Origin of the sequence: Cognatilysobacter bugurensis, from assembly GCF_014652095.1 — a bacterium.
GTDB classification, from domain to species: Bacteria; Pseudomonadota; Gammaproteobacteria; order Xanthomonadales; family Xanthomonadaceae; genus Cognatilysobacter; species Cognatilysobacter bugurensis.
Genome location: NZ_BMYD01000005.1, coordinates 225815 through 251257 on the forward strand (window position 1 = coordinate 225815; position 25443 = coordinate 251257).

Annotated in this window: 23 protein-coding genes; 15 read left to right on the forward strand and 8 right to left on the reverse strand. The window is 71.3% G+C overall.

The window, feature by feature from the left end; genetic code table 11:
- Nucleotides 1–53: 53 nt before the first annotated feature.
- Both rsmG and IE075_RS13930 read right to left on the reverse strand, forming a co-directional pair.
- Nucleotides 54–710 carry a 16S rRNA (guanine(527)-N(7))-methyltransferase RsmG gene (gene rsmG / locus IE075_RS13925; RefSeq protein WP_189457676.1) on the reverse strand — a complete coding sequence of 219 codons (657 nt, stop codon included), beginning with the start codon at nucleotides 708–710 and terminating at the stop codon, nucleotides 54–56.
- Between the two features lie 25 nt (nucleotides 711–735).
- The gene (locus IE075_RS13930) at nucleotides 736–1305 is read right to left on the reverse strand and encodes a 4'-phosphopantetheinyl transferase family protein (protein ID WP_189457678.1); all 570 of its coding nucleotides are present in this window, start codon (nucleotides 1303–1305) and stop codon (nucleotides 736–738) included.
- A 109-nt stretch (nucleotides 1306–1414) separates the two neighbouring features.
- On the opposite strand from IE075_RS13930, the gene IE075_RS13935 reads away from it, so the two are divergent.
- Nucleotides 1415–2779, forward strand: coding sequence for an AMP-binding protein (locus IE075_RS13935; protein ID WP_189457680.1), 1365 nt, complete (start codon nucleotides 1415–1417; stop codon nucleotides 2777–2779).
- A 138-nt stretch (nucleotides 2780–2917) separates the two neighbouring features.
- Entirely contained in the window at nucleotides 2918–3190 is a 273-nt protein-coding gene (locus IE075_RS13940) for a GlsB/YeaQ/YmgE family stress response membrane protein (RefSeq protein ID WP_189457748.1), read from the forward strand.
- A 69-nt stretch (nucleotides 3191–3259) separates the two neighbouring features.
- Here IE075_RS13940 and xth read toward each other — a convergent pair whose 3' ends face one another.
- On the reverse strand, nucleotides 3260–4036 hold the full coding sequence (gene xth / locus IE075_RS13945) for an exodeoxyribonuclease III (RefSeq protein ID WP_189457682.1): 777 nt from the start codon (nucleotides 4034–4036) through the stop codon (nucleotides 3260–3262).
- Nucleotides 4037–4112: 76 nt separating this feature from the next.
- Between xth and IE075_RS13950 the strand changes: the two genes are divergently transcribed.
- From IE075_RS13950 to IE075_RS13990, 9 genes are all read left to right on the forward strand, one after another.
- The gene (locus tag IE075_RS13950; protein ID WP_189457685.1) at nucleotides 4113–5072 is read left to right on the forward strand and encodes an alpha/beta fold hydrolase; all 960 of its coding nucleotides are present in this window, start codon (nucleotides 4113–4115) and stop codon (nucleotides 5070–5072) included.
- 13 nt (nucleotides 5073–5085) lie between these two features.
- Nucleotides 5086–6759 (forward strand): olefin beta-lactone synthetase, encoded by a 1674-nt coding sequence (gene oleC, locus IE075_RS13955; RefSeq protein ID WP_189457687.1) that lies wholly within the window; start codon nucleotides 5086–5088, stop codon nucleotides 6757–6759.
- Between the two features lie 33 nt (nucleotides 6760–6792).
- On the forward strand, nucleotides 6793–7785 hold the full coding sequence (oleD, locus tag IE075_RS13960; protein ID WP_189457689.1) for a 2-alkyl-3-oxoalkanoate reductase: 993 nt from the start codon (nucleotides 6793–6795) through the stop codon (nucleotides 7783–7785).
- 76 nt (nucleotides 7786–7861) lie between these two features.
- Nucleotides 7862–8506 carry a ubiquinone biosynthesis accessory factor UbiJ gene (locus IE075_RS13965; RefSeq protein WP_189457692.1) on the forward strand — a complete coding sequence of 215 codons (645 nt, stop codon included), beginning with the start codon at nucleotides 7862–7864 and terminating at the stop codon, nucleotides 8504–8506.
- On the forward strand, nucleotides 8503–10194 hold the full coding sequence (gene ubiB / locus IE075_RS13970; RefSeq protein ID WP_425489380.1) for a ubiquinone biosynthesis regulatory protein kinase UbiB: 1692 nt from the start codon (nucleotides 8503–8505) through the stop codon (nucleotides 10192–10194). The genes IE075_RS13965 and ubiB overlap by 4 nt, the downstream gene beginning before the upstream one ends.
- 26 nt (nucleotides 10195–10220) lie before the next feature.
- Nucleotides 10221–10958: a pseudouridine synthase gene (locus IE075_RS13975; RefSeq protein WP_229792544.1), complete on the forward strand. Its 738-nt coding sequence runs from the start codon at nucleotides 10221–10223 to the stop codon at nucleotides 10956–10958.
- Between the two features lie 107 nt (nucleotides 10959–11065).
- Nucleotides 11066–11485, forward strand: a complete 420-nt coding sequence (arfB, locus tag IE075_RS13980; protein WP_229792537.1) for an alternative ribosome rescue aminoacyl-tRNA hydrolase ArfB — start codon at nucleotides 11066–11068, stop codon at nucleotides 11483–11485.
- 62 nt (nucleotides 11486–11547) lie between these two features.
- A complete protein-coding gene (locus tag IE075_RS13985) occupies nucleotides 11548–12099 on the forward strand; it encodes a lysophospholipid acyltransferase family protein (RefSeq protein ID WP_189457749.1) in 552 nt (183 codons plus the stop codon).
- Between the two features lie 72 nt (nucleotides 12100–12171).
- Nucleotides 12172–13407, forward strand: coding sequence for a glycosyltransferase family A protein (locus tag IE075_RS13990; protein ID WP_189457701.1), 1236 nt, complete (start codon nucleotides 12172–12174; stop codon nucleotides 13405–13407).
- On the opposite strand, the gene IE075_RS13995 is transcribed toward IE075_RS13990, so the two are convergent.
- Nucleotides 13377–14336 carry a LysR family transcriptional regulator gene (locus IE075_RS13995; protein WP_189457703.1) on the reverse strand — a complete coding sequence of 320 codons (960 nt, stop codon included), beginning with the start codon at nucleotides 14334–14336 and terminating at the stop codon, nucleotides 13377–13379. The two genes, IE075_RS13990 and IE075_RS13995, sit on opposite strands and share 31 nt — an antisense overlap.
- Nucleotides 14337–14454: 118 nt before the next feature.
- Between IE075_RS13995 and aceB the strand changes: the two genes are divergently transcribed.
- From aceB to IE075_RS14010, 3 genes are all read left to right on the forward strand, one after another.
- The gene (aceB, locus tag IE075_RS14000) at nucleotides 14455–16092 is read left to right on the forward strand and encodes a malate synthase A (RefSeq protein WP_189457705.1); all 1638 of its coding nucleotides are present in this window, start codon (nucleotides 14455–14457) and stop codon (nucleotides 16090–16092) included.
- Between the two features lie 153 nt (nucleotides 16093–16245).
- Nucleotides 16246–17571 carry an isocitrate lyase gene (aceA, locus tag IE075_RS14005; RefSeq protein ID WP_189457708.1) on the forward strand — a complete coding sequence of 442 codons (1326 nt, stop codon included), beginning with the start codon at nucleotides 16246–16248 and terminating at the stop codon, nucleotides 17569–17571.
- 325 nt (nucleotides 17572–17896) lie between these two features.
- The gene (locus IE075_RS14010) at nucleotides 17897–18910 is read left to right on the forward strand and encodes a GGDEF domain-containing protein (RefSeq protein ID WP_189457710.1); all 1014 of its coding nucleotides are present in this window, start codon (nucleotides 17897–17899) and stop codon (nucleotides 18908–18910) included.
- Between the two features lie 105 nt (nucleotides 18911–19015).
- On the opposite strand, the gene IE075_RS14015 is transcribed toward IE075_RS14010, so the two are convergent.
- Nucleotides 19016–20527, reverse strand: a complete 1512-nt coding sequence (locus tag IE075_RS14015) for a YifB family Mg chelatase-like AAA ATPase (RefSeq protein WP_189457712.1) — start codon at nucleotides 20525–20527, stop codon at nucleotides 19016–19018.
- Between the two features lie 10 nt (nucleotides 20528–20537).
- Nucleotides 20538–20828, reverse strand: a complete 291-nt coding sequence (gene ubiK, locus IE075_RS14020) for a ubiquinone biosynthesis accessory factor UbiK (protein ID WP_189457714.1) — start codon at nucleotides 20826–20828, stop codon at nucleotides 20538–20540.
- Between the two features lie 174 nt (nucleotides 20829–21002).
- Here ubiK and IE075_RS14025 point away from each other — a divergent pair, with 174 nt between their 5' ends.
- The gene (locus IE075_RS14025; RefSeq protein ID WP_189457716.1) at nucleotides 21003–21341 is read left to right on the forward strand and encodes a P-II family nitrogen regulator; all 339 of its coding nucleotides are present in this window, start codon (nucleotides 21003–21005) and stop codon (nucleotides 21339–21341) included.
- Between the two features lie 248 nt (nucleotides 21342–21589).
- On the opposite strand, the gene IE075_RS14030 is transcribed toward IE075_RS14025, so the two are convergent.
- Both IE075_RS14030 and IE075_RS14035 read right to left on the reverse strand, forming a co-directional pair.
- Nucleotides 21590–23590 carry a GGDEF domain-containing protein gene (locus tag IE075_RS14030; RefSeq protein ID WP_189457717.1) on the reverse strand — a complete coding sequence of 667 codons (2001 nt, stop codon included), beginning with the start codon at nucleotides 23588–23590 and terminating at the stop codon, nucleotides 21590–21592.
- The gene (locus IE075_RS14035; protein ID WP_189457718.1) at nucleotides 23587–25407 is read right to left on the reverse strand and encodes a GGDEF domain-containing protein; all 1821 of its coding nucleotides are present in this window, start codon (nucleotides 25405–25407) and stop codon (nucleotides 23587–23589) included. The genes IE075_RS14030 and IE075_RS14035 overlap by 4 nt, the downstream gene beginning before the upstream one ends.
- Between the last annotated feature and the right edge of the window lie 36 nt (nucleotides 25408–25443).

The window sequence follows — 25443 nt, forward strand, 5'->3', positions numbered from 1 at the left end:
GCATCGTGCCCGCGGCCCGGCCGTGACGCGCGCCGCCGTTGCCGGCAACGCGCTCAGTGCGCGCGTTCGACGATCACCAGGTGGCGCTCGGCGTCGAGGCCCGGCACGCGCAACGGATGTGAGGCTTCCAGACGCCAGCCGGCGGGCAGCGCGGCGATTTCGTCCGCCGGGTGCACGCCTTTCATCGCGAGCAGCACGCCGTCCTCGCGCAGCAGGTGGCCGCCGAGTTCGACGATCAGCGGCAGCGTGGCGAGCGCGCGGGCAGTGATTGCGCCGTACGCGCCGGGCTCGTCGAGGGCCTCGATGCGCGATTCGGCCACGCGCACGTCGCGCAGGCCGAGCTGGCGGACGGCTTCGCGCATGAAGCGCGCTTTCTTGCCGGCGCTCTCGACGAGCGTGACGCGCAGGCCCGGTTTGACGATCGCGAGTGGGATGCCCGGCAGCCCGGCCCCGGTGCCGAGGTCGGCGAGCGCGCCGCCGGACTCGACGAGCGGATCGACGTAGCGGTGCATCGCGAGCGAATCGAGCAGGTGCTTGTCGACCATCTCGGCCGGGTCGCGCACCGCGGTGAGGTTGTAGGTCTTGTTCCAGCGCGCGAGCAGCGCGAGGTAATCGAGCAGCGGCGCGACGAAGCGGCGGTCGAGGCCGAGCGCGTCGAGGCCGGCGGCGAGCCGTGCGTCGAGGCCGGCGGGCAGGGCAGGGGTGTTCATGCGGGCGCAGTATGCCCGCGGCCGCTCACCACGGGCGCCACGCGAGCGCGGCGAGGTAACCCGGATCGGGCGTCCACATCCGGATTGCCCAGTGCGTGGGATCGCCGAGTGCGGCGTCGCACGCCACGAGGCGTGGCCCGGGATCGAGCGCGAATTCGAGCCGGTGCAGGCCGAACGAGAGCCCGTGCCCGTGGGCCTTCAGCACGGCCTCTTTCGCGCACCACAGCCGCACGAACGCCGCCTCGCGCGCGTCGGCCGGCAGCGCGGCGAGCGCATCGGCCTCGGCGGCGCAGAAGAACCGGCGCGCCAGTTCGAGCGCGCGCGGCCGCGGGCGCAGCCGCTCGAGGTCGACGCCGATGCGCCCGGCCGGCGCGAGCCCGACGAGCAGGCGCTCGCCGCTGTGGCTCCAATTGCAGTCGCGCGTGCCGTGGCCGCTCAACTGCGGCCGGCCGCGTGCATCGCGATCTAGCCCGATGCCGGCCGGCGCGACGCCGAGCGCCTGCGCCAGCCACTCGCGCGCGACCGGCTCGGCCGCGGCCGGCGCGCGGTGTTCGAGCACGGCCGCGGCGACGGGCAGGTCGCCGATTGCGGGCATGGGGGGCGGGACAGGGGCGGGCGCGTGCATTGCGAGACGTGCGTGGGCCGGACGCGCGAGCGTAAGCTACCCACGGGGCGCGGCCGAAGCCGCCACGCACGGCATCGACATGTCCGCTGTCATCGATCTCAGTCCACCTGTCGTCACGCCCGCGCGGCCGGCCCTGGCGCCGCTCGTCTACGGCGATGGCGCCCGCATGATCGCGTTTGGAGGCGGCCACGCTGTTTCGCGCGCCCAGTTCGAAGCCGAGGTGCGCGCCGTGGCCGCCGGCCTGCCCGATGCGCGCCACGCGGTGAACCTCTGCGACGATCGCTACCGGTTTCTCGTCGCGTTCTGCGCCGCCGCGTCGCGCGACCAGATCACGTTGCTCCCGCCGTCGCGCGCGACCGCTGTCGTCGGCGACACGCTCGCGCAGCACGCGGCCTCGTACTGCCTCGCCGACACCGCGCTCGACCCCGAGCCGCCAGCGCTGCACCGGTTGCCCGCGTGGCTGCCCGCGCTCGACGGCGCGGCGCTCGCGATCGACGATGCGGCCTGCGCGGCGATCGGGTTCACCTCCGGCAGCACCGGGCAGCCCAAGCCGAACCCAAAGACCTGGGCCGGCTTCCGCACGAGCACGGCGCAGAACCTGGCTGCACTGGCCGACCTGCTGCGCGCGCCGGTCACGCCGCTCGTCGCGACGGTGCCGCCGCAGCACATGTACGGCATGGAGATGTCGGTGCTGCTGCCGCTGCTGGCGCCGTTTGCGGTGCATACCGCGCGGCCGTTCTTTCCCGACGACGTCGCGCGCGCGCTCTGCGACGCGCCGACGCCGCCGCTGCTCGTCACCACGCCGGTGCACCTGCGCGCGCTCGTCACCGCCGGCGTCGCGCTGCCGCCGCTCGCCGGCATCGTATCGGCGACCGCGCCGCTGCCGGTCGAGCTCGCGATTGAGGCCGAAGCGCGCTTCGGTTGCGAAGTGCGCGAGCTGTTCGGCTCGACCGAAACCTGCGTGATCGCGCGCCGTCGCACCGCGGTGGAAACGGCATGGACGCCATTGCCCGGCGTTCTGCTCGCACCGCAGCCCGACGGCACCGCGGTGCACGCGCCGCACCTGCGCGAACCGATCGCATTGGCCGACCTCATCGAGCTGTTGCCCGACGGCCGCTTCGAGCTGCGAGGGCGCCACGCGGATCTGCTCGAAATCGCCGGCAAGCGTGCGTCGCTCGGCGACCTCACGCGCAAGCTGCTGGCCGTCCCGGGCGTGATCGATGCCGTGGTGGTGCAGCTCGATGCCGCCGACGGCGCCGGCGTGCGCCGCATCGCCGCACTCGCGGTCGCGCCGGGTCTCGTGCCCGAGGCGATCCTGCATGCGTTGCGCGCGCAGATCGATCCGGTGTTTTTGCCGCGGCGCCTGCGTTGCGTCGATGCATTACCGCGTAACGAGACCGGCAAGCTGCCGCGTCACGCGGTGCTCGCGTTGCTCGGCCGTTGATGAATGTGCAGCGCGCTCCCCGCAATTCCTGACACGTCCGTCACGGTTTGCGGCCGAGACTGATCCCGCCCCATCCAGGGGTGCGCGGATGACCGCGGCATGATTCACCTCTGACCGATCGCAGGAGACGCGGACATGATGGACATCATCGTTTGGCTGATCGTCGGCGGCATCATCGGCTGGCTTGCCAGCAAGATTATGCGGACCGATGCGCAACAAGGGCTTTTCCTCAACATCGTCGTCGGCATTGTCGGCGCGTTCCTCGGCGGCTGGCTGGGCGGCATGCTCGGCGTCGGCGGCGGCGACATCAACCAGGGCGATTTCAGCCTCTCCGGGCTGCTGATGTCGCTCGTGGGCGCGGTCGTGCTGCTTGCCATCGTCAATATGTTCCGCCGCGGTCGCGTGCGCTAAGCATTGCGACAAGCGTCGACGCAAAAAGGCCCGGCATTGCCGGGCCTTTTTCGTTGGGGCAAACGCGACTCAGTCCGCGAGTTCCACCCACGCCGGCGTGTGGTCGCTCGGGCGTTCCCAGGTGCGCGGCTCGCGGTCGATCCCTGCTGCAACGCAGCGCGCGCGCAGTGCGTCCGACACGAGCGTGAGATCGATACGCAGGCCGTTGCCGCGCCGGAACCCGCCCTGCCGGTAGTCCCACCAGCTGAACATGCCCGCCTCGTCATGGTGCAGGCGGAATGCGTCGTGCAGGCCGAGCGCATACAGGCGCTGCAGTGCAGCACGTTCCGCCGTCGAGGTCAGGATGTGGCCGTCGTGCCAGACCTTCGGGTCGTGCACGTCGCGCTCGTCGGGCGCAATGTTGAAATCGCCGAGCACGACCATGTCCGGATGCGCGCGCAATTCGCTTGCAAGCCAGTCGTGCAGCGCCTCGAGCCAGCGCAGCTTGTATTCGTACTTGTCGCTGCCGACCGACTGGCCGTTGACCACGTACAGGTCGACGATGCGCACGCCGCCGACGGTGGCCGCGATCACGCGCTTCTGCTCGTCCTCGAAGCCGGGGATGCCGATCTGCACGTCGTCGATCGCCAGCGGCATGCGCGCGAGAATCGCGACGCCGTTGTAGGTCTTCTGCCCCGCGAACACGCTGCGGTAGCCGGCGGCGGCGAGTTCGGCGTCGGGAAAGCGCGCGTCCTCGAGCTTGGTTTCCTGCAGCGCGACGACGTCGGGCATGGCCTGTGCAAGCCAGGCCTCGAGGTGCGGCAGGCGCACATTGAGCGAATTGACGTTCCAGCTGGCGATCTTCATGCGGGCAGTCTAGCCGGCGGCGCGTGCGGGTCGGTGCGTAGAATGCGCGGCCCCTTCGCGCGCGTGCGCACGACCGATGCCGATCCCGACTGCACTGCCCGATTACCCGTTCACGCCGCGCCGGATCGAGGTGCGGCCGGGCATCGCGATGAGCGTGGTCGACGAAGGCCCGCGCGACGGCGAAGTCATCGTGATGCTGCACGGCAATCCGTCGTGGAGCTACCACTGGCGGCGGCTCGTTCTGGGCTTGCGCGATCGCTACCGCTGCATCGTGCCCGACCACGTTGGCATGGGGATGTCGGACCGGCCCGACGACGCACCCGACGCATCGCCGCGCTACGAGTACACGTTGCAATCGCGCATCGACGATCTCGAGACCGTGCTCGCCGAGCTCGGCGTCGCCGGCCCGGTGACGCTCGCCGTGCACGATTGGGGCGGCATGATCGGCTTCGGCTGGGCGCTCAAGCGGCGCGAACGCGTGCGCCGGCTCGTGATCCTCAACACCGCGGCGTTCCCACTGCCGGCCGCGAAGCCGATGCCGTGGCAGCTTTCGCTGGGCCGCGATTCGCGCGTCGGCGGCTTCATGATCCGCGCGTTCAACCTGTTCGCGCGCGGCGCGGCGCACTTCGGCACCACACGGCCGTTGCCGCCCGCGGTGCGCCGCGCGTACGCCGCGCCGTACGACGGCTGGCGCGATGCGATCGCGACGCTGCGCTTCATGCAGGACATCCCGCTGCACGAAGGCGATCGCGCCTGGCCGCTCCTCGAAGCAGCGGGACGCGCGCTGCCGGAGTACGCCGACCGCCCGGCGTTCATCGGCTGGGGCCTGCGTGACTTCGTGTTCGACCGGCATTTCCTTGAAGGTTTCAAGAATGCGTTGTCGCAGGCCCAGGTGCACGCATTCGAAGACGCGGATCACTTCGTGCTCGAAGACAAGCACGAGGTGCTCGTGCCGGCGATCCGTGCGTTCCTGGATGGGAATCCGCTCGATGCACGTCCGTTCGATGCGGCACGCCCGCGCGCTGCGGGCCAGTGACCCATTCGATGCGATGAGCGCCGACATCTGCAACATCGCTGCCGCATTGCCACGACTCGCGCGCGAGGCGCCGGACCGCGTTGCGATGCGCTGCCCCGGTCGGCGTGGCCGCGATGGCCTCGCGCGTTACGACGTCACGCTGACCTATGCGGAGCTCGACGCGCGCAGTGACGCGATCGCGGCGGGACTCGCCAAGCGAGGCGTCGTGCGCGGCACGCGCGCGGTGGTGATGGTGCGGCCGACGCCGGAGTTCTTCCTGCTGATGTTCGCGCTGTTCAAGGCCGGCGCGGTGCCCGTGCTCATCGACCCGGGCATCGATAAGCGCGCGCTGCGCCAATGCCTCGATGAGGCGCAGCCGCAGGCGTTCATCGGCATCCCGCTCGCGCACGTCGCGCGCATGCTGCTCGGCTGGGCGCGTTCGGCGCGCGTGCGCATCACGACCGGTGCGCGCGCGCGGCTCGCCGATGCGACGCTTGCGCAGGTCGAACGCGACGGCGCCGACGCAGGCCCACAACTCGCCGACACGCAGCCTGACGACGTGGCGGCGGTTTTGTTCACGAGCGGCTCGACCGGCGTGCCGAAGGGCGTCGTGTACCGGCACCGGCATTTCGTCGCGCAGATCGAACTGCTGCGCGACGCGTTCGGCATCGCGCCGGGCGGTGTCGACCTGCCGACGTTTCCACCGTTCGCGCTGTTCGATCCCGCGCTCGGGCTCACCTCGGTGATCCCCGACATGGACCCCACGCGCCCCGCGCAGGCCGATCCAAAGCGCCTGCACGATGCAATCGCGCGTTTTGGTGTCGATCGATTGTTCGGTTCGCCTGCGCTGATGGCCGTGCTCGCGCGCCACGGCGCGCCGCTGCCGGGCGTACGCCACGTGACCTCGGCGGGTGCGCCGGTGCCGGCCGAGGTTGTCGCGCGCATGCGCGAGTTGCTGCCGGCCGATGCGCAGTTCTGGACGCCGTACGGGGCCACCGAGTGCCTGCCGGTCGCGGTCATCGAAGGGCAGGAACTCGAGGCCACGCGCGAAGCGACCGAAGCGGGCGCCGGCACCTGCGTGGGCCATGCGGTCGCGGCAAACACCGTGCGCATCATTGCGATCACCGACGAGGCGATTGAGCACTGGCGCGACGTGCGCGAGCTGCCGGCGCATGCGGTTGGCGAGATCACCGTCGCCGGCCCGACCGCAACGGACACCTACTTTGAGCGCGAGGCGCAGACGCGGCTATCGAAGATCCGCGAAGCGCTGCCGGGCGGCGACGAGCGCATCGTGCATCGCATGGGCGACGTGGGCTATTTCGACGATGCCGGGCGGCTGTGGTTCTGCGGGCGCAAGTCGCACCGCGTCGAGACCGCGCGCGGGCCGCTGTACACCGAACAGGTCGAGCCCGTGTTCAACGCACATCCGCAAGTGCGCCGCAGTGCGCTCGTCGGCCTCGGCGTGCGCGGCGCGCAGCGGCCGGTGCTGTGTGTCGAACTCGAGCCGGGCACATCGCGTGCGCAGTGGGTGCGCATCGAGCAGGAATTGCGGGCGCTGGGCGCCGCGCATGCGCACACCGGCGGCATCGATGCGTTCGTGCGACACCCGCGGTTTCCGGTCGACATCCGCCACAACGCGAAGATCGGCCGCGAGGCGCTCGCGACGTGGGTCGCGAAGCGCTTTCCTGCGCTCGTGCCGCGAGCCTGACCGACCCATGTCGCTGACCGGGAATCCGGACCTATGAAGCTTCTCGTCACCGGCGGCGGCGGTTTTCTCGGCGCTGCGATGTGCCGCCTGCTGCGTGCGCGCGGGCACGAGGTCGTGAGTCTCGCGCGCAACCGCTATCCCGCGCTCGATGCGCTCGGCGTCGCGCAGGTGCAGGGCGATCTGGCCGACCGCGATGCGGTGCTCGCGGCGGCGGCCGGCTGCGAGGCGGTGATCCACAACGCCGCAAAGGCCGGTGCCTGGGGCGCATACGCCGACTACGAGCGCGCGAATGTGCTCGGCACGCGGCACGTGATCGACGCATGCCGCTCTCTTGGCATCGAGAAGCTCGTGTACACCTCGACGCCGAGCGTCACCCACCGCGCGACGCACCCGGTCGAAGGCCTGGGCGCCGACGCCGTGCCGTACGGCGAGGACCTCAAAGCGCCGTATGCGCGCACGAAGCGCATCGCCGAGGAGCTCGTGCTCGCGGCGAACGGTGCGTCGCTTGCCACGGTCGCGCTGCGACCGCGGCTGATCTGGGGCCCCGGCGATCCGCACCTGCTGCCGCGGCTTGCGCAGCGCGCACGTGCGGGCCGGCTGCGCCTCGTCGGCAGCGGCGACAACGTCATCGACACGACCTACGTCGACAACGCCGCGCAGGCGCACGTCGATGCGCTCGAGCATCTTGAGCCGGGCGCCGCATGCGCGGGCCGCGCGTACTTCATCAGCAACGGCGAGCCGCGCACGATGCGCGACACGCTCAACGCGCTGCTCGCCGCGGCCGGCGCGCCGCCGGTCACGAAGACCGTGCCGCTGCCGGTCGCGTACGCGATCGGCGCGGTCTGCGAAGGGCTGTGGCACGCGCTGCCGATGCGCGGCGAGCCGCCGCTCACGCGCTTTCTCGCCGAGCAGCTCGCGACCGCGCACTGGTACGACATGGGCCCGGCGCGCCGCGACTTCGGTTACGTGCCGCAGGTGACATTCGACGAAGGGCTGCGGCGGCTGCGGGACGCCCACGAACGCTGACGCCGCAAGCGCGGCCGTCGGGCGCTGCCGCGCGAGTGTCCCGCGCCTTTTTCGCCCGCCGTCCTAGAATGCCGCGATGAACGATCAACGCTCACCGCTGGACGCGCTCAAGCCGCTTGCCGGACGCACGCTCGAGTCCGCGCTCAACCGCGCGCTCGCCCTCGACCCCGAAACCCGCGACGGCCTGCGCGCGCTCGACGGGCGTCGCGTCGTGGTGCGCATCGCCGCACCGGCGCTCGCGCTGCAGATCACCGTCGACCGCGATCAGCTGCGCGTCGGCCCCGTCGACGACGGCGCCGAGCCCGACCTCGCGGTGCGCAGCACGCTCGGCGGTCTCATCTCTCAGCTGCCGTTCCTGCGACGCGACGACGCGCCGCCGGTCGGCAAGCTGCGCATCGAAGGCGATGCCGACCTCGCGCGCCGCCTGCAGCGCCTCGCCGAACGCTTCGACCCGGACTGGCAGCAGCCGTTCACCGCCGTGTTCGGCGACGTGATCGGCGTGCAGGTCGCGAAGGCGTTCGCGGCCGCATTGCGGCAGGCGCGTGTCGCCGCCGGCACGGTGGCTGCGAGCGCCGCCGAGTACGTGACCGAGGAATCGCGCGACGCGGTCGCGCGCGGCGAGCTCGAGGCGTTCTACGACGACGTCGACGACGTGCGCGACGGTGTCGAGCGATTGGCCGCGCGCATCGCGCGGCTGCAGCGCGGGGCGGGCGGCGGATGATCGGCCCGGTGCGGTCGACCGCGCGCGCGTGGCGCATCGGCCGCGTGCTGCTGCGCTACCGGCTCGATTCATTGCTCGATGGCACGCCGGCCGAGCGCTGGTTGCGGCTCGCGCGCCCGTTCGTGCCGCGTGCGTCGGCCGACATCGCCGCGCAATCGCGCGGTGCGCGGCTGCGGCTGGCGCTGCAGGAGCTCGGCCCGATCTTCGTGAAGTTCGGCCAGATCCTGTCCACCCGCCGCGACGTCGTCGCGCACGACATCGCCGAGGAGCTGGCCGCGCTGCAGGACCGCGTGGCCCCGTTCGACGGCGAGGAAGCGCGCCTGATCGTGGAGGCCACGCTGGGCCGGCCCGTCGCGGAGGCATTCACTTCCTTCGACACCACGCCGCTCGCATCGGCGTCGATCGCGCAGGTGCATGCAGCCACGCTCGCCGCACGCGACGGCGAGCCCGCGCGCGAGGTGGTGGTCAAGGTGCTGCGGCCGGGCATCCGCCGGCAGATCGCAGGTGACATTGCGCTCCTCAATGCGGTCGCCGCACTCGTCGAGCGCACGCACCCGGCTGCCGACAAGATCCGCCCGCGCGCGGTCGTTGCCGAGATCGAACACACGCTCGCCGCCGAGCTCGACCTGCAGCGCGAAGGGGCGAACGCGAGCGTGCTGCGCCGCTTCTGGCAAGACAGCGACGATCTGTACGTGCCCGAAGTGATCTGGTCGCACACCGGCGAGCGGGCGCTCACGCTCGAGCGCGTGCGCGGCATTCCCTCCGACGACATCGCCGCGCTCGACGCGGCGGGCATCGATCGCCATGCGCTGGCCGCGAAAGGCGTGCGTGTGTTCTACACGCAGGTGTTCCGCGACAACTTCTTCCACGCCGACGCGCACGCCGGCAACATCTGGGTCGACGCCGACCCGGCCCGGCGCGACAACCCGCGCTTCATCGCGCTGGATTTCGGGATCATGGGCCAGCTCTCGACCGAGGATCAGTACTACCTCGCCGAGAACTTCATGGCGATCTTCAACCGCGATTACCGCCGCATCGCCGAACTGCACGTGCAGGCCGGGTGGATGCCGTCGTACATCCGCATCGACGAGCTCGAAGCCGCCGCGCGCGCGGTCTGCGAGCCGTACTTCACGCGGCCGCTCAGCGAGATCTCGCTCGCCGAGGTGCTCGTCAAGCTGTTCCGCACCGCGCAACGTTACGAGCTCACGCTGCAGCCGCAGCTGATCCTGTTGCAGAAGACGCTGCTCAACATCGAGGGCATCGGGCGCCTGCTCGATCCGAAGATCGACATCTGGGCGGTGGCGCGACCGGTGCTGCAGCGCATCCTCATCGAGCGCTACAGCCCCAAGCGCCTGCTCGGTGAGTTCCAGAAGCAGTTGCCGGAGCTCGTGACGCGCGCGCCTGAGATGCCGCGGCTGCTGCATGCGTGGCTGAGCCAGCAGGTCGCCGGCGAGCAGCGGCTGCAGATGCAGTCGACCGACCTGCGCGAGCTCGGCCGCTCGGTGCGCGACCTGCAGCGGCGCATGGTCGCCTCGATCCTCGGCACCGGCCTGCTCATCGTCGCCGCCGTGCTGTACGGGCTCGATGCAGGCGGGCCGCAGCTGTGGTCGATCCCGGCGCCGGCCTGGGTGGCCGGGCTCGGCGGGCTTGCGACCTTGCTCGCGGCGTGGCCGCGGCGCGGCGCATGAGCGAGGCGGATTTGATCGGCGATCCGATGATCGACACGACGGAGGCCGCGCCGGCGCCGCTGCGCGTGCTGTTCGAAGACGAGGCGCTCGCGGTCATCGACAAGCCCGCCGGCCTGATGGTCCACGACAGCGCGCTCGCGCGCGGCGAGACGGACTTCGCCGCCGACCGGCTGCGCGAGCAGTTCGGTCGGCCGATCTTTCTCGTGCACCGGCTCGATCGCGCGACGAGTGGCTGCTTGCTGCTCGCTTTCGATCGCGACACTGCGTCTGCGCTCGGCAAGGTGCTGATGTCGCACGAGGTCGAGAAGACCTACTGGGCCGTCTGCCGCGGCTGGCCCGAGGCCGAGTTCACGATCGACCACGCGCTCGACGGCGGGCCCGGCAAACCGGTCAAGAAGCCGGCGGTCACGCAGTTCTGCACGCTTTCGACCTGCGAGCTTGCCTGGCCGTCGGCCGGGTTCGAAACGTCGCGCTATGCGTGGCTCGAGGCGCGGCCGCTGACGGGGCGATTCCGTCAGATCCGCCGCCATCTCAAGCACGTCTCGCATCATCTGATCGGCGACACCAGCCACGGCGACGGCCGCCACAACCGCGCGTTCCGCATGCAGGGCATTCACCGCATGCTGCTGCACGCGCGGCGGCTCGCGTTCGTGCATCCGCATCGGGGCGATGCGGTCGAAGTCGAGGCGCCGGTCGATGCCGAGTTCGCACGCGCTCTCGCGTTGTTCGACGTGGCGGCGGACGCGACTCCGTCGATCGACTGATCAATGAGTACGTCGCGCGGCAACGCGCGGCGCCGACCGTGACGGGGATGCACGCGAGTCCCGCCAGCTCGGCCGTAGAATCGGTCGGTCGTTTCAGCCGTCTGCCCATGTCCGAGTCGTCGCCCTCCATTGCGATCCCAGAAAGCGAGCTCGTCGAGCGCTTCGTGCGCGCGACCGGGCCGGGCGGGCAGAACGTCAACAAGGTCGCGACCGCGGTCGAGTTGCGCTTCGACGTCGCGCAATCGCCGAGCCTGCCCGAGCCGGTGCGCGCGCGGCTGCTCGCCAAGCGGGATCGGCGGCTCACCGACGACGGCGTGTTCGTGATCAACGCGCAGCGCTTTCGCACCCAGGACCGCAACCGCCAGGACGCCCGCGAGCGGCTCGCGGCGTTCATCGACAGCGGCCTGCACGCGCCGGTGCCGCGCATCGCGACCAAGCCCACGCGCGCCTCCAAGCGGCGCCGGCTCGACGCCAAGCGCGAACGCGGGTCGATCAAGCAATCGCGCACGCGCAAGGACTGGGACTGAGCGTGCACCCGCCGTTCCACGGCGACGACGCGGTGCCACCGCTGCCGCCGAACGCGCCGCGCATGCGGCCCAACCGTTTCGCCCGCGGACTCGGCCGCGCGGTGCTCCGGCTCGGCGGCTGGCGCGTGGCCGGCGCGTTCCCGGACCTGCCGAAGCTCGTGCTGATCGGCGCGCCGCACTCGTCGAACTGGGACGGTGTCTGGGGCATCGCCGTGAAGCTCGCGCTCGGGCTCGACGTGCGCATCCTCGGCAAGCACCAGCTGTTCTGGGGGCCGCTTGGCCCGCTGATGCGCGCGCTCGGCGTGATTGCCGTGAACCGCAACGCGGCGCGCGGCGTGGTCGATCAGGTCGCGGCGCGCTTCCACGCATCGGACCGGTTCTGGATTGGTATCGCGCCCGAGGGCACGCGCAAGCCCGTGGAGCGCTGGAAGACGGGCTTCTGGAAAATTGCTCACGAGGCGGGCGTGCCGGTGTTGCCGGTGTACTTCCACTACCCGGACCGCGTGATCGGCATCGGGCCGCCGTTTCAGACCGGCGACGATCTCGAACACGACCTCGCGCAGCTGCGCGCGTTCTACCGGCCCTGGCAAGGCAAGCACCACGGCACGCCTTAGCGGCACTGGCACGCATCGTGCGTCTATCCGGCGGTCGCGCCGCAGGCGCTGCGCTCCGGAGTGCCGCCGCCCATGCCATCGCCTGCCGCTTCCGCGCGTTTCGTGCTCGCGCCGGCCGCGCTCGCCGGGGCGGCCGGCTGGCTGCGCCGTGCGGCCGCCACGATGCCGGTCGATGCCTCGGCGGTGCAGGTCGATGTCGTGATCCACGCCGGCCGCGACCGCGCGTCGATCGCCTACTGCCTGGCCGGCCTGTGCGCGCAGACGTTGCGGCCACGCCGCGTGCGTCTGGTCGAAGACGCGGCCGTGCTGCAGGACGGCACGGCCACGATCGCGCGCGAGTTCGCGCGCATGCACGGGCTGCGGCTGGAAACCGTGGCGCTCCACGGCGCCGGTGGAGCGGTCTCGATCGCCGGGCTGCAGGCGAACGCGCTCGACGGCGACGTGCTCGTGGTGCTCGATGCGCGCACCGTGCTCGATTCGCCGGACTGGCTCGCGCGCTGCGTGGACGCGCTGCAGCGCGATCCCCGCGCCGCGGCCGCGTGCGGCGTGCGGCTGCCGCTGGGGGACGCGGATCGCCGCAGGTGGGCGCAGAGCGACCCGTTCCGGCGCTGGCTCGGCGGCGATGACTGGCGCGATCCGCTCGCCGCGCGCGATGCATTCGCCCGGGTGTCGCGTCGCCTCGCCGACGCCCACGGCGAGTGCGCCGGCCTCGTGCAGCGGCGCTTCGTCGAAGTCGGGCACGCGCGGCTGTTCGGCGGCATCGGCCGGCCCAGCGGCGCGGTCGCGTACCGGCGCCGCGCGCTCGCGGCGGTCGCCGCATCGATGCCGCACGCCGCGGTCGATGCGTTCTCGCTCGGTGCCGCGTTTGCGAGCGCCGGCCTGCGCATCGTGCCGGTGCCGGGCGCGGTCGCCCGCGAGCACGGCGCGCATGGGTGCATGGGAACGATGCGCGCGCGGTATCAGGACACCCAGGCGCTGCTCGGCGCCGTGTGGCCGCCTGCACGGCGCGCACCCGGCCGCGGCGTGCTGCGCGCGCTCGCATTTGATCGCATCGCCGTGCCGGCGGTCGCGCTCGCGTTGCTGCTGGCGGGGCAGGGCGCGCTGCTCGTCGCGCTCATGGCCGTCGAGGCGACGGTCTGGCTTGCGGCGTTGGCCGTCGTTGTGAGCGGGCCGCGCCGTCGTGCGCTCGCGGCCGGGCTCGCGGCCCTGCCGCTGCGGTGGCTCGACCTGGCGATCGACTCGGTGGCGGCCGGCGCATTCGCCTGTCGCCGGCTGCGTCAGCGCTCGGAGTGGCCGGTGGCGTCATAACCCCGGCGCACGAACAGCTCGGGTTTGATGAGCTCCGTAAATGCGCGAGCTTGGGGTGAGAGGTACTTGCCCTTGCGCACGACCACGCCGTAGCTGCGCGACGGGAAGTACTGCGCAAGCGATCGCGCCGCGAGTCGTGCACGGTCGGCCTCGCCGAGGCAGATCGCGGTGACGATGCTGATGCCCAGCCCCATCGCGACGTACTGCTTGATGATCTCCCAGCCACCCACCTCGAGCGCGACGGTGTACGGCACGCGCGCGCGCTGGAACACCAGATCGACCATCCGGTACGTCGTGAGCCGCTGCGGCGGCAGGATCAGCCCGTACGGCGAGAGGTCCTCGAGCGTGAGCTCGGGCTTGGTCGCGAGCGGGTGGTCCGGCGGCGTGATCAGCATCGGCTCGAAGCGGTAGACCGGCGCGTAGTCGAGGTCGGCCGGCACGTCGAGCATGGAGCCGACCGCAAGGTCGACGCCGTCGGACCGCAGCAGGTCCAGCCCGCCCGCGCCGGTCACGTTGTGCAGGCTCACGCGCACCTTCGGATGCGCCTCGCGGAACGCTTCGATGATCTTCGGCAGGAGGTAGAGGATGGTCGAGCTGCCGGCCGCCACGTTGAGCTCGCCGGCGTCGAGCCCGCGCACGCGCTCGCGAAAGGTGGTCTCGAGGTTGTCCATCCCCTCCACGAGTGGCCGAGCCAGCTCGTACAGCGTCTCGCCCTCGCGGGTCAGCGTGAGGCGGCGACCGCTGCGCTCGAGCAGCCGCGCGCCGTATTCGCGCTCCAGCGCCTGCAGCTGCAGGCTCACCGCGGGCTGGCTCAGGAACAGCGCCTCGGCCGCTCGCGACACCGAGCCCAGCCGTGCGACCTGGCAGAACGCGCGTAAAGGCTTGAGCCGACTGCCTTTATACGAAAAACGAGGGGTTGCATAAGTCATTCTGGGGGTGACGGCCGCGTGTATTTGAGGAACTTATAAAGAGCATTGACAAATCTCGTTTGTCGTATAGCACACGGCAGCGCATGGTCGACGCAACCGACTTTGCAGGAGCGTTCGCATGGCAGCTGTACTCGAACTGGATTCGGACCCGCAGCGCGGGGCCACCCTTACCGCGGCGCAGGGCGCCCCCGGCGATCTGCTCTCGCCGGCGGCGATGGACTTCCTCGCTGCGCTGCACCGCACGTTCGAGCCCGTCCGCCAGGCCCGCCTTGCCGCCCGCCGCGAGCGCCAGGCGTTCTTCGACGCCGGCCATCTCCCCGACTTCCGTTCTGACACCGCCGCGATCCGCGAAGGCGGCTGGCGCGTCGCGCCGCTGCCGGAGGCCCTGCTCGACCGTCGCGTCGAGATCACCGGCCCGGTCGACCCGAAGATGGTCATCAACGCGTTGAACTCGGGCGCGAAGGTCTACATGGCCGACTTCGAGGACAGCACCACGCCGACCTGGGACAACCTTGTGGCCGGCCAGCAGGCGCTGCGCGGCGCGGTCGCCGGCACGCTCACGTTCGACGCGCCGAACGGCAAGCACTACGCGCTCAAGCCGTTCGACGAGCAGGCCGTGCTCATGGTGCGCCCGCGCGGCTGGCACCTCGACGAGAAGCATGTGCTCGTCGACGACGTGCCGATGTCGGGCAGCCTGTTCGACGCGGGCCTGTTCGCGTTCCACAACGCGCACGCGCTCGCGGCGAAGGATCGCGGCCCCTATCTCTACCTGCCCAAGCTGCAGTCGATGGAAGAGGCGCAGCTGTGGAACGACGTGCTCGGCTTCATCGAGCGCGCGCTCGGGCTCAACCCCGGGCAGATCAAGGTCACCGTGCTGATCGAGACGCTGCCGGCCGTGTTCGAGATGGACGAGATCCTGCACGCGCTGCGCAGCCGCATCGCCGGCCTCAACTGCGGGCGCTGGGACTACATGTTCAGCTACCTCAAGACGTTCCGCGCCCACCGCGACAAGGCGCTGCCCGAGCGCAGCCAGGTCACGATGACGCAGCCGTTCCTGCGCGCGTACACCGACCTGCTCGTGCAGACCTGCCACAAGCGCGGCGCGCATGCGATGGGCGGCATGGCTGCGGTGATCCCGGTCAGCGGCGACGAGGCCGCGACCGAAGCCGCGTTCGAGAAGGTGCGCGCCGACAAGCTGCGTGAGGTTCAGGCCGGCTGCGACGGCACCTGGGTCGCGCACCCGGCGCTCGTGTCGGTCGCTCGTGACGTGTTCGACGCGCACATGCCGACGCCGCACCAGCACCACGTCACCCGTGACGAGGTGCGTGTCACCCAGGCCGAGCTCGTCACCCCGCCGCGCGGCACGATCACGCGCGCCGGGCTCGAGAACAACGTCGAGGTGTGCGTGCGCTATCTCGCGGCCTGGCTCGACGGCCTCGGCTGCGTGCCGATCCACGGCCTCATGGAAGACGCGGCGACCGCCGAGATCGCGCGCGCGCAGCTGTGGCAGTGGATGCACCACACGAATCCGCCGACGCCCGATTGCCCGAGCGGGCTGTGCCTCGACGACGGCACGCCGGTCGATGAGTGCCTGTTCGAGCAGGCGCTGATCGGCCTGCCGAGCCGGCTGGCCGCGCAGCCGAACCTGCCCGGTTCCGGCCGCGTCAACGAGGCGATCGAACTGCTCGACACGCTCACGCGCGCTGACACGCTCGAGGACTTCCTCACGCTGCCGGCGTACGCGCGACTCGAGTAACGCCGCACCGGGCCTGCCGCCTCAGGCCCTCCTGTCCCCGATTCGCCCTGCGGCTTCGCGCCGCAGCGGCCCGCTGCACCCGCGTTTTCTCAGATCCGGCCGCCAACGGCCATCCAATCCCCGATACGACTACCCATACGAAAGGAGTTCGCCATGACCACTTCCCTCCCGACCGCCGAACAGCTCGAACAGCAGTGGGCCAACGACGCCCGCTGGAGCGGCATCACGCGCCCGTACTCGGCGGCCGACGTCGTGCGCCTGCGCGGCACTGTGCAGATCGAGCATTCGCTCGCCAAGCTCGGCGCGCAGAAGCTCTGGAATTCGCTGCACACCGAGGACTTCGTCAACGCGCTCGGCGCGATGACCGGCAACCAGGCCATGCAGCAGGTCAAGGCCGGGCTCAAGGCGATCTATCTCTCCGGCTGGCAGGTCGCGGCCGATGCGAACATCGCCGGCGAGATGTACCCCGACCAGTCGCTGTACCCGGCCAACTCGGTGCCGCAGGTCGTCAAGCGCATCAACAACACGCTGCTGCGCGCCGACCAGATCCAGCAGGCCGAAGGCACGGGTGACATCGACTTCCTGCAGCCGATCGTCGCCGACGCGGAAGCGGGTTTTGGCGGCGTGCTCAACGCGTTCGAGCTCATGAAGGCGATGATCGAGGCGGGCGCCGCGGGCGTGCATTTCGAAGACCAGCTCGCGTCCGTCAAGAAGTGCGGCCACATGGGCGGCAAGGTGCTTGTGCCGACGCGCGAGGCGGTCGACAAGCTCGTCGCCGCGCGCCTGGCCGCGGACGTGTCCGGCGTGCCGACGCTGATCGTCGCGCGCACCGATGCCGAGGCCGCGGACCTGCTCACGTCGGACATCGACGACAACGACCGCGAGTTCTGCACAGGCGAGCGCACGGCCGAAGGGTTCTACAAGACGAAGAACGGCCTCGACCAGGCGATCAGCCGCGGCCTCGCGTATGCGCCGTACGCGGACCTCGTGTGGTGCGAGACCGGCAAGCCAGACCTCGAATTCGCGCGCAAGTTCGCCGAGGCGATCCATGCGAAGTACCCGGGCAAGCTGCTCGCGTACAACTGCTCGCCGAGCTTCAACTGGAAGAAGAACCTCGACGACGCGACGATCGCGAAGTTCCAGAAGGAAATCGCGACCTACGGCTACAAGTTCCAGTTCATCACGCTCGCGGGTTTCCACGCGCTCAACTACGGCATGTTCGACCTCGCGCACGGCTATGCACGCCGGCAGATGAGTGCGTTCGTCGAGCTGCAGGAGCGCGAGTTCGCCGCGGCCGATCGCGGCTTCACCGCGGTCAAGCATCAGCGCGAAGTCGGCACCGGCTACTTCGACACGGTGACGCAGACGATTCAGGGCGCGCAGTCGTCCACCGTCGCGCTCAAGGGCTCGACCGAGGAAGAGCAGTTTGACGAGCGTCCGGCAGCGAACGCGGGCTCGGCGGCGCGCGCGGCGGCCTGAAGCGCGCGTAGGTGACTCATGCCCGATGCGGGGCCGGTCGAAATGGCCGGCCCCGCATCGGCATTTGAATCAAGCAAGCGGTGCGCCCGCTGGGCCACGCACACCGTGGACACGGCCGCGTCCGTCTGAGGAGCGCGACAGCGCGGCCATTGACGCGCCGGGATCCGTATCGCGCGCCTCATGCGCGTGTCTGCGCCGCGCGCTTATCGACCTTCCACGACGCATGCAGTGTTCGGCCCAATCGCGCCGACAGTTACGAGCGCACCGCGGCCGGCGCCTTCAGGGCCGGTTGTTATGCTCGCGCTTCCGCTTCAGCGCCGTCGGCATGCCCTTGCACTCGATCGATCCTTCTTCCGAGTCCGGCCCGCCCAGCGGCTCTCTTGGCGTCCGGTTGACGGCAGCGGAGCACGCGCTGTTTCTTCGACACGGGCGACCGCGCCAGGTGTGGCCGGGGCACGTGGTGTTCCAGCGCGGCGAACCGTGCCGCACGCTGTTCGTCATCACCGCGGGCGAGCTTGAAGTCGAGCTCGACGACGGCGGCGCCACCGAGCGGGTGGGGGCGGGAAATGCCGTGTGCGAACTCGGCCTGCTGTCGGGCGACGTCCCGTGCCCGGCCACGGGCAGCGCCCTCTTCGAAAGCACGCTCGTCGAACTCGACGGGCGCGACTTCGGCCGACTCGTCGCGGACGACGCCGCCACGCTGTGCGGTTTTCTGCAGCGCACGTTCTCGCAGGCCGTGCAGCGCGAGCATGTCCTGGGCCAGCGGCTGCGCATGCACAACGCGACATTGCAGGCCGCGCTCGATCGGCTGCAGTCAACTGCCGAACAACTCGGCCGGGCCGAGGTGCTGATCGGCACCGACGAACTCACCGGACTGCCGAACCGCCGCGGCCTCGAGCGCCACCTGGCCGAGTTGCGCGAGACGCGCCCGCTCGACGGGCTCGGCCTGTTGCTCGTCGACTGCGACCGCTTCCGCGCCGTCAACAGCGTGCACGGCCACGCCGCCGGCGACCGCCTGCTGCAGGCCGTAGCGCATCTGCTCGTGTCGGTGGCCGGCACCGATGATTTCGCATGCCGGCTGGGCGGGGACACGTTCTGCCTGCTCGTGTCCGCGCCGGAGCGCGCGAACGTGCTCGCGCACGCGGACTGCGTGATCGCCACGGTCCAGGGCCTGCTGCAGGTGCCGCGCACGCCGCCGTTGATCTGCCCGCTGAGCATCGGCGCGTGCCTGATCGATCCCGAGGGCGGATGGCGCAGCGCGCACGCCCAAGCCACCGAGGCGCTCGCCCGCGCAAAACGCCGCGGTGGCAATCGCGTCGAGTGGGCGGACGCGCGATAGGACGCTCGGCCGCTTCGGCCCTCGACCTGCGGTCGCATGTCGGCGATCCGTCGCCGCGCATCGATATGGGCCGTCAGTGGCGCCTGTCCTGTGAGTCGCCCGCGCCTACGCCGCGTGCCGCTCGCCACGATCGAGCTGGCGATAGCTGATCGCTTCGGCGAGGTGCGCGGTGGCGATGGCGTCGCTGCCGGCGAGGTCCGCGATCGTGCGCGCGACGCGCAGGATGCGGTGCATCGAACGCGCTGACAGATGCAGCGCATCGACCGCGCGTTCGAGCAGCGCACGATCGCCGTCGGTGAGGCGGCAGTGCGTGGCGAGCGCGGTCGGCGTGAGCCGTGCGTTGGTCATGCCGCTCCGCGCGTGCTGGCGTGTGCGGGCGTCGACGACGCGCTCGCGCACGGCCGCGCTCGATTCTCCCGGCGGGCCGTCGGGGCGCAGCTCACTCGGCGGCAGGCGCGGCATCTCGACATGCAGGTCGATGCGATCGAGCAGCGGCCCGGAGATCTTCGCGCGGTATCGGCGCACGGCGTCGGGGCTGCAGCGGCACCGCCCGGAAGGGTCACCCGCCCAGCCGCAGGGGCAAGGGTTCATGGCCCCGACGAGTTGGAAACGGGCCGGGAACTCGCAGCTGCGCGCCGCGCGCGAGACGGTGACGACGCCGGATTCGAGCGGCTCGCGCAGCACCTCGAGTGCGTGGCGTTGCCACTCGGGCAGCTCGTCGAGGAACAGCACGCCGCGGTGCGCGAGCGAGATCTCGCCGGGCCGTGGCTGCGCACCGCCGCCGACGAGCGCGACCGCGCTCGCGGTGTGGTGCGGCGCACGGAACGGGCGTTCGCGCCAGCGCGCGGCGTCCAGGCCGCGGCCGCTGACCGACGCGATCGCGGCGGCCTCGAGCGCTTCGTCCTCGCTCGCTTCGGGCAATAAGCCCGGCAAGCGCGAGGCGAGCAGGGTCTTGCCGCACCCCGGCGGCCCCACGAGCAGCAGGTGGTGTTCGCCGGCCGCTGCGATTTCCAGCGCCCTGCGAGCATGCGCCTGACCGCGCACGTCGGCGAGGTCCGGGCCCGGCTCGCGCACGGCCTCGACCGCTTCTGCGCGCGGCAGCGCCCGGCGGCCATCGAGCATCGCGCAGACCTCGAGCAGCGTCCGCGCAGTGCGCGCTTCGGCGCGTCCGGCGAGCGCCGCTTCGGCGCCGTTGCCGGCGGGCACGATGAGCCGGCGGCCGTCGCGGCCGGCGGCGAGGGCGGCCGGCAGCACGCCGTCCACGGCGCGCAGCTCGCCGGTCAGCGCGAGCTCGCCGAGGAACTCGCAGTCGGCCAGCGCATCGAGCGGCACCTGTCCGCTCGCCGCGAGGATGCCGAGTGCGATGGCGAGGTCGAAACGCCCGCCGTCCTTCGGCAGATCCGCAGGCGCGAGGTTGACCGTGATTGCGCGCGCCGGGAACTCGTACTGTGCGCAGACGATCGCGGCGCGCACGCGGTCTTTCGCTTCGCGCACCGCCGCTTCGGGCAGGCCGACGATCGACATGCGCGGCAGACCGCCGGCCAGGTGCACTTCGACGCGGACCGCGGGCGCGTGGACGCCCGCTCGCGCACGGCTGTGCACGAGGGCGAGGTTCATGGCGGGCCGCTCAGCGCGGCGGGGCGTTGGGCGAGTCGGGCGCGCCCGCGCGCGCTTCGAGCTCTGCGACGGTGCGCTGCAGTTCGTCGAGCTTCTGGCGCGTGCGCAGCAGGACGGCGCGCTGCACCTCGAACTCCTCGCGGGTCACGAGGTCGAGCTTGCCAAGTCCCGACTGCAGCACGGCGCGGAAGTTCTGCTGCAGCTCCGAGCGCAGTTCCTGTGCGGAATCGCCCCGCAGGCCGGCAGGCACGAGCCCGCTGAGGCGGCGGGCGAGGTCGTCGAGTTGGGCGAGGTCGATCATGGCGGGCTCCTGCAGCGGGTGCCCAGCATGCGATGCACCCGGGCACGGCGCCGTCGGCGCGAGCCGCGCGGCGGTGTCGGACAAATCCGACGGACGCGCACTCTACCCCGGCCACAGGCCAAAGCCACACACGCGCCGCGTTATCCTGCCGCGCTTGCCCGAGGAAACGTCCCGATGAAGATGGTCATGGCGGTGATCAAGCCGTTCAAGCTCGACGACGTGCGCGAGGCGCTGGCCGAGGTCGGCGTGGCGGGCATCACCGCGACCGAGGTCAAGGGCTTCGGGCGGCAGAAGGGGCACACCGAGCTGTACCGCGGCGCCGAGTACGTCGTCGACTTCCTGCCGAAGATCAAGCTCGAGGTTGCGGTGACCGACGACCAGGTCGAGGCCGTGGTCGAGACGATCATCAAGGCCGCGGGCACCGGCAAGATCGGCGACGGCAAGATCTTCGTCTGGGACCTCGGTCAGGTGGTGCGCATCCGCACCGGTGAGCTCGACGCAGACGCGTTGTAATCGGGCTGTGCAGGTCGCGCGATCGGCACCGCGGCGGCGCGGAGATCGCGGGCGTCGCGGGCGTCGTCATGACCGCGGTCGCGGGCCGATCAGGTGTGCTGCGCGGCACGGGTTGACCGCGCCTACGCGCGTGATGCCGTCGCAGCCAAGCGTGGACTGCAAGGTCGTCGAAGGCCGGCGGACGCCACGAGCACTCGCGGCCAGCCGCCTGTCGAACACGTCCCGCGCCGAAACCGGCGCAAGCGCCCCTAGGTGGCTGCGGCCGAGGCCCCGATCGGAGTGGCCGGCGCCGGCGGCATCGGTCGAGCGGACGCGCCGCCGTCGTCGTCATCGGCGTCGCACTCGACCCGATCGCGGCCGCGGCGCTTGGCGCGGTACAGGGCGCGGTCGGCGCGCTGCACCACAGTGCGGAAGTCCGTGTCCTGCGCGCACTGCTCAGCAACGCCGAGGCTTGCCGTGATCGTCAGGCCCAGTGCGGTGTCGCCGAAGTCGAGCCCGGCCACGGCGGCGCGCAGTCGCTCGGCGACGCCGCGCGCGGCCTCGCGGCCGATGCCCGGCAGGACCGCCACGAATTCCTCACCGCCGGTGCGGCCGAGCAGGTCGGCCTGGCGGAGCTCGCGCCGGCACGCGGCGGCGACCTCACGCAGCACGGCGTCGCCCGTGGCGTGGCCGTAGCGGTCGTTGATGCGCTTGAAGTGGTCGACGTCGAGCGCGAGGACGCTCAGCGGGCGCGGCGGCGACCGGCAGTCCGCGATTGCCAGCGCGGCAAACCGCTCCAGGCTGCGACGGTTCGCAACGCCGGTGAGCGGGTCGGTCATCGCGAGCGTCTGCAGCGTGCGCCCGCGGCGCACCTGCCGCAGGCCGAGGACCGCAAGCAGCAGGACGAGCACGACGCTCGCGACGAGCGTCACGCTGCGCCAGTGGCGCGCCCGGTGCTGAGCTGCAAGCTGCTGATCGCGCAGCGTGCGATCGGCGGCCAGGCGCCGGTGTTCAAGCTCGTGCCGCTCGATGTCGAAGCGGTGCCGCATGAGCACCTCCTGCTGCGCGCGCGCAAGCGCATCGAGTTCGGTCTGGGCGGCGAGCACGCGGCGGTAGCCGTCGAACGCATCGGCGTGCCGACCGACGGCTTCCAGGCTCACCGCGCGCGCGCGGTGGAGCATCGTGATGTAGCGCGGGTTGTCGCTGTCGCCGAGTTCGGCCATCACGCCGTCGAACTCGGCGACGGCTTCGTGGTGACGGCCTAGCCCGGCCAGTGCTTCGCCGCGGCGCAGATGCACGAGCATATCGACGCCGCCGCCGTGCGCCTCGCTGCCGAGCCTGGCCTGAGCGCGCTCGACCGACGCCAGCGCTTGCGTATGGTTGCCGATCCGGACCTCACTCGCGGCGAGCGCGGCGAGCGCGTACGCCACGTTGCCTGGGTCGCGCTGGCGCTCGGCAATTGCGAGCGCCTGCCGCAAAGGCCCGATTGATTCGGGGTACGCGCCCCGGTCGAACAGCAGGTAGCCCTGCTGCAGCAGGGTCGTATACGTAGTCTCAAGGTCGCTGCGCCGGCGCGCGGCATGCTCGGCGCGCACGAGATGATCAAGCGCGGCGTCGAACTCACCCATGCGTCGGTAGGCCACTGCGAGCCCGAGCAGGTTGCGCTCGGCATGCGTGGTCTCGCCGGTGCGCTCGTATTCGCGCTGGGCCTCGGTGAGGTCGATCAACGCGACCGCGTGCTCGCCGATGGCCGACAGCGTGGCCGCGCGAAGCGCCAGCCCTTCGCCGTGCAGCACGACCAGGCCGGCGCGCCTGGCGGCCTCGATGCCCTGTGTGTAGTCGGCGATCGACGTACGTTCGTCGTGCTGCGCCGATCGCGCATTGCCCAGGCAGTAGTAGGCCCGCGAGAGTGCATATCCGTCGTCGCGCCGGCGTGCGCGCTCGACGAGCGCCTGGGCCTCGACCCCAACCCGGGCGGCGTCTTCATAGAGCCCGACGCCGCACTGCAGCGCATCGACGCGCAGCAGGCGGGATTCATCGCCCGGCGGCACGAGCGCGCGCAGTCGGGTGAACTCCGGCATGCGCGCGCGGGTGTCCGCGTGATCGCGGGGCTGGGCATCAATCGTCGAAAACAGCGTGTCGAACGCCGCAGGCGACGGCGCCGGCAGCGCCTCGTGGCCCTCCTGGGCGGTGGCCGGGATGGCGACCGCGCAGGCAGCCGCCACGAGCATGCCGACCCACCGGGCCGGGCCGCGCACGCGCCGGCTCATGCCTCGATCTCCACGCGGTTGCGGCCGCTTTGCTTGGCGCGGTAGAGCGCCGTATCGGCGCGGCGCGTCAGCGGTTCGAGCGCCGTCTCGTCGGCCCGCAGCGTGGCCGCGCCGATGCTCAGCGTCAGGCGCAGGCCGGGCGCGAGGTCCTCGAACGACAGCGCCTCGGCCTGCTGGCGCAGACGCTCGGCGATCGGCAGGGCCGCCTCGAGCCCGGTGTCGGGCAGCAGCACGAGGAACTCCTCGCCGCCGGTGCGGCCGAGGCGGTCGAACTGGCGCAGCGTCCCCTGGCAGGCGCGCGCAACGCGCGCCAGCGCCTCGTCCCCGGCGCAGTGGCCGTAGGTGTCGTTGATGGCCTTGAAGCGGTCGATGTCGAAGGTGAGCGCGGTCAGCGGCGCGCCGCTGCGGCGCGCGGCGGCGATTGCATCCTCTGCCGCCAGCTCGATGCTGCGGCGATTCGCGACGCCGGTGAGTTCGTCGGTCAGTGCGAGCACGCGAAGCCGTCGCGTATGCGCGAGCTGGCGGTGCATGAGCACGCCGAGCACGATCACGAGCGCCGCGATGAGCGCGAGCGCCGCGGTCTGCCAGGCGCGCGCGGCGGCGAGCACGCTCGACTCCTGCGCCCGCAATTCGTTTTCCTTGGCAAGTCGGCGGTTCTGGTCGTCGCGGCGCTCGGCATCGAAGCGGTAGCGCAACACCTGCGCGCGCTGGTCGCCGAGCTTGGCTTGCAGTGCTTCACGCACAGCGAGGTGGTGCTTGAAGTCGCGCACCGCCTCGGCGTGGCGACCGAGCGCGTGCAGGCTTGCCGCCCGCTCCGGGTAGGCGAGCTCGAGGTAGCGCTCATTCGCACTGCGCTCGAAATCGAGCACCGCCCGGTCGAAATGCGTCAACGCCCGCCCGTGCCGGCCGAGGCCCGCGTGCGCCTGGCCGACGTAGAGCTCGATCATCCCCTCGTTCGACACGTCACGAAGCGCCGCAAATTCGCGGCGCGTGCGCTCGGCCATCGCAAGGGCCTCGTCGAAGCGGCGCTGCATCACGAGCGCGCCGGTCATGCCAAGGTAGGCCGCGCCGACGTCGTAGCGGGTAGTGTGCTTGCGCGCGATGTCCTCGGCTTCGCGGTACATCGCCATCGCGCGATCGGGCTGGTGCAGGCCTTCGTAGGCGAACGCGGTCTGCAGCAGGTCGAGCACGAGCGTGCTCCAGTCGCCTGCGGCGCGTGACGCCACACGCGAGGTGGCGAAGTGCTCGATCGCCTTGTCGAACTCGCCCATCCGACGGTATGCGATCGCGATGCTCTGCAGGTTCATACGGGCCGATTGGCGGTAGCCGCCGGCCTCGTAGCGCCGCTGCGCTTCGAAGAAGTCCTGCAGTGCGAGCCCTTGGTCGCCGAGCAGCGAGCGTACGTGGCCGCGCGAGGCGAGCCCGTCGGCGATCAAGCGCGAATCGCCGGTGGCCTCGGCCAGGCGCAGCGCGCGCGCGTACTCGTCGAGCGCTGCCTGCGAGGTTTCCGACAGTTCCCGGTGATTGCCGAGGCAGTAGCCGAGGCGGACCTCCGCGACTCGGTCTTCGGCGCGACGCGCGCGCGCGAGCGAGTCGTGGGCGAACGCGAGCCCAGCCTGCACATCGTCGTGCTGGGACCAGCACGCCAGGGCGCGCCACCGCAATTCCCGGGCGGTGTCGCCCGGCGGGATGAGTGCCCGCAGGCGGTTGTTTTCCTGACGGCGCTGCTCGATGGACAGCACCGTCGCGTCATCATCGAGATGGGCCGCGAGCCGATCGAACGCCGCCGCCGGCAGCGACTGGGCGTGCAACGGCACGGCGCAGGCAAACGCCGCCGCGAGCACGGCGGTCGC

Coding starts and splice junctions, on each gene's coding strand:
- rsmG (WP_189457676.1), bottom strand. CDS start 710: ATGAACACCCCTGCCCTGCCCGCCGGCCTCGACGCACGGCTCGCCGCC.
- IE075_RS13930 (WP_189457678.1), bottom strand. CDS start 1,305: ATGCCCGCAATCGGCGACCTGCCCGTCGCCGCGGCCGTGCTCGAACAC.
- IE075_RS13935 (WP_189457680.1), top strand. CDS start 1,415: ATGTCCGCTGTCATCGATCTCAGTCCACCTGTCGTCACGCCCGCGCGG.
- IE075_RS13940 (WP_189457748.1), top strand. CDS start 2,918: ATGGACATCATCGTTTGGCTGATCGTCGGCGGCATCATCGGCTGGCTT.
- xth (WP_189457682.1), bottom strand. CDS start 4,036: ATGAAGATCGCCAGCTGGAACGTCAATTCGCTCAATGTGCGCCTGCCG.
- IE075_RS13950 (WP_189457685.1), top strand. CDS start 4,113: ATGCCGATCCCGACTGCACTGCCCGATTACCCGTTCACGCCGCGCCGG.
- oleC (WP_189457687.1), top strand. CDS start 5,086: ATGAGCGCCGACATCTGCAACATCGCTGCCGCATTGCCACGACTCGCG.
- oleD (WP_189457689.1), top strand. CDS start 6,793: ATGAAGCTTCTCGTCACCGGCGGCGGCGGTTTTCTCGGCGCTGCGATG.
- IE075_RS13965 (WP_189457692.1), top strand. CDS start 7,862: ATGAACGATCAACGCTCACCGCTGGACGCGCTCAAGCCGCTTGCCGGA.
- ubiB (WP_425489380.1), top strand. CDS start 8,503: ATGATCGGCCCGGTGCGGTCGACCGCGCGCGCGTGGCGCATCGGCCGC.
- IE075_RS13975 (WP_229792544.1), top strand. CDS start 10,221: ATGATCGACACGACGGAGGCCGCGCCGGCGCCGCTGCGCGTGCTGTTC.
- arfB (WP_229792537.1), top strand. CDS start 11,066: ATGTCCGAGTCGTCGCCCTCCATTGCGATCCCAGAAAGCGAGCTCGTC.
- IE075_RS13985 (WP_189457749.1), top strand. CDS start 11,548: ATGCGGCCCAACCGTTTCGCCCGCGGACTCGGCCGCGCGGTGCTCCGG.
- IE075_RS13990 (WP_189457701.1), top strand. CDS start 12,172: ATGCCATCGCCTGCCGCTTCCGCGCGTTTCGTGCTCGCGCCGGCCGCG.
- IE075_RS13995 (WP_189457703.1), bottom strand. CDS start 14,336: ATGACTTATGCAACCCCTCGTTTTTCGTATAAAGGCAGTCGGCTCAAG.
- aceB (WP_189457705.1), top strand. CDS start 14,455: ATGGCAGCTGTACTCGAACTGGATTCGGACCCGCAGCGCGGGGCCACC.
- aceA (WP_189457708.1), top strand. CDS start 16,246: ATGACCACTTCCCTCCCGACCGCCGAACAGCTCGAACAGCAGTGGGCC.
- IE075_RS14010 (WP_189457710.1), top strand. CDS start 17,897: ATGCCCTTGCACTCGATCGATCCTTCTTCCGAGTCCGGCCCGCCCAGC.
- IE075_RS14015 (WP_189457712.1), bottom strand. CDS start 20,527: ATGAACCTCGCCCTCGTGCACAGCCGTGCGCGAGCGGGCGTCCACGCG.
- ubiK (WP_189457714.1), bottom strand. CDS start 20,828: ATGATCGACCTCGCCCAACTCGACGACCTCGCCCGCCGCCTCAGCGGG.
- IE075_RS14025 (WP_189457716.1), top strand. CDS start 21,003: ATGAAGATGGTCATGGCGGTGATCAAGCCGTTCAAGCTCGACGACGTG.
- IE075_RS14030 (WP_189457717.1), bottom strand. CDS start 23,590: ATGAGCCGGCGCGTGCGCGGCCCGGCCCGGTGGGTCGGCATGCTCGTG.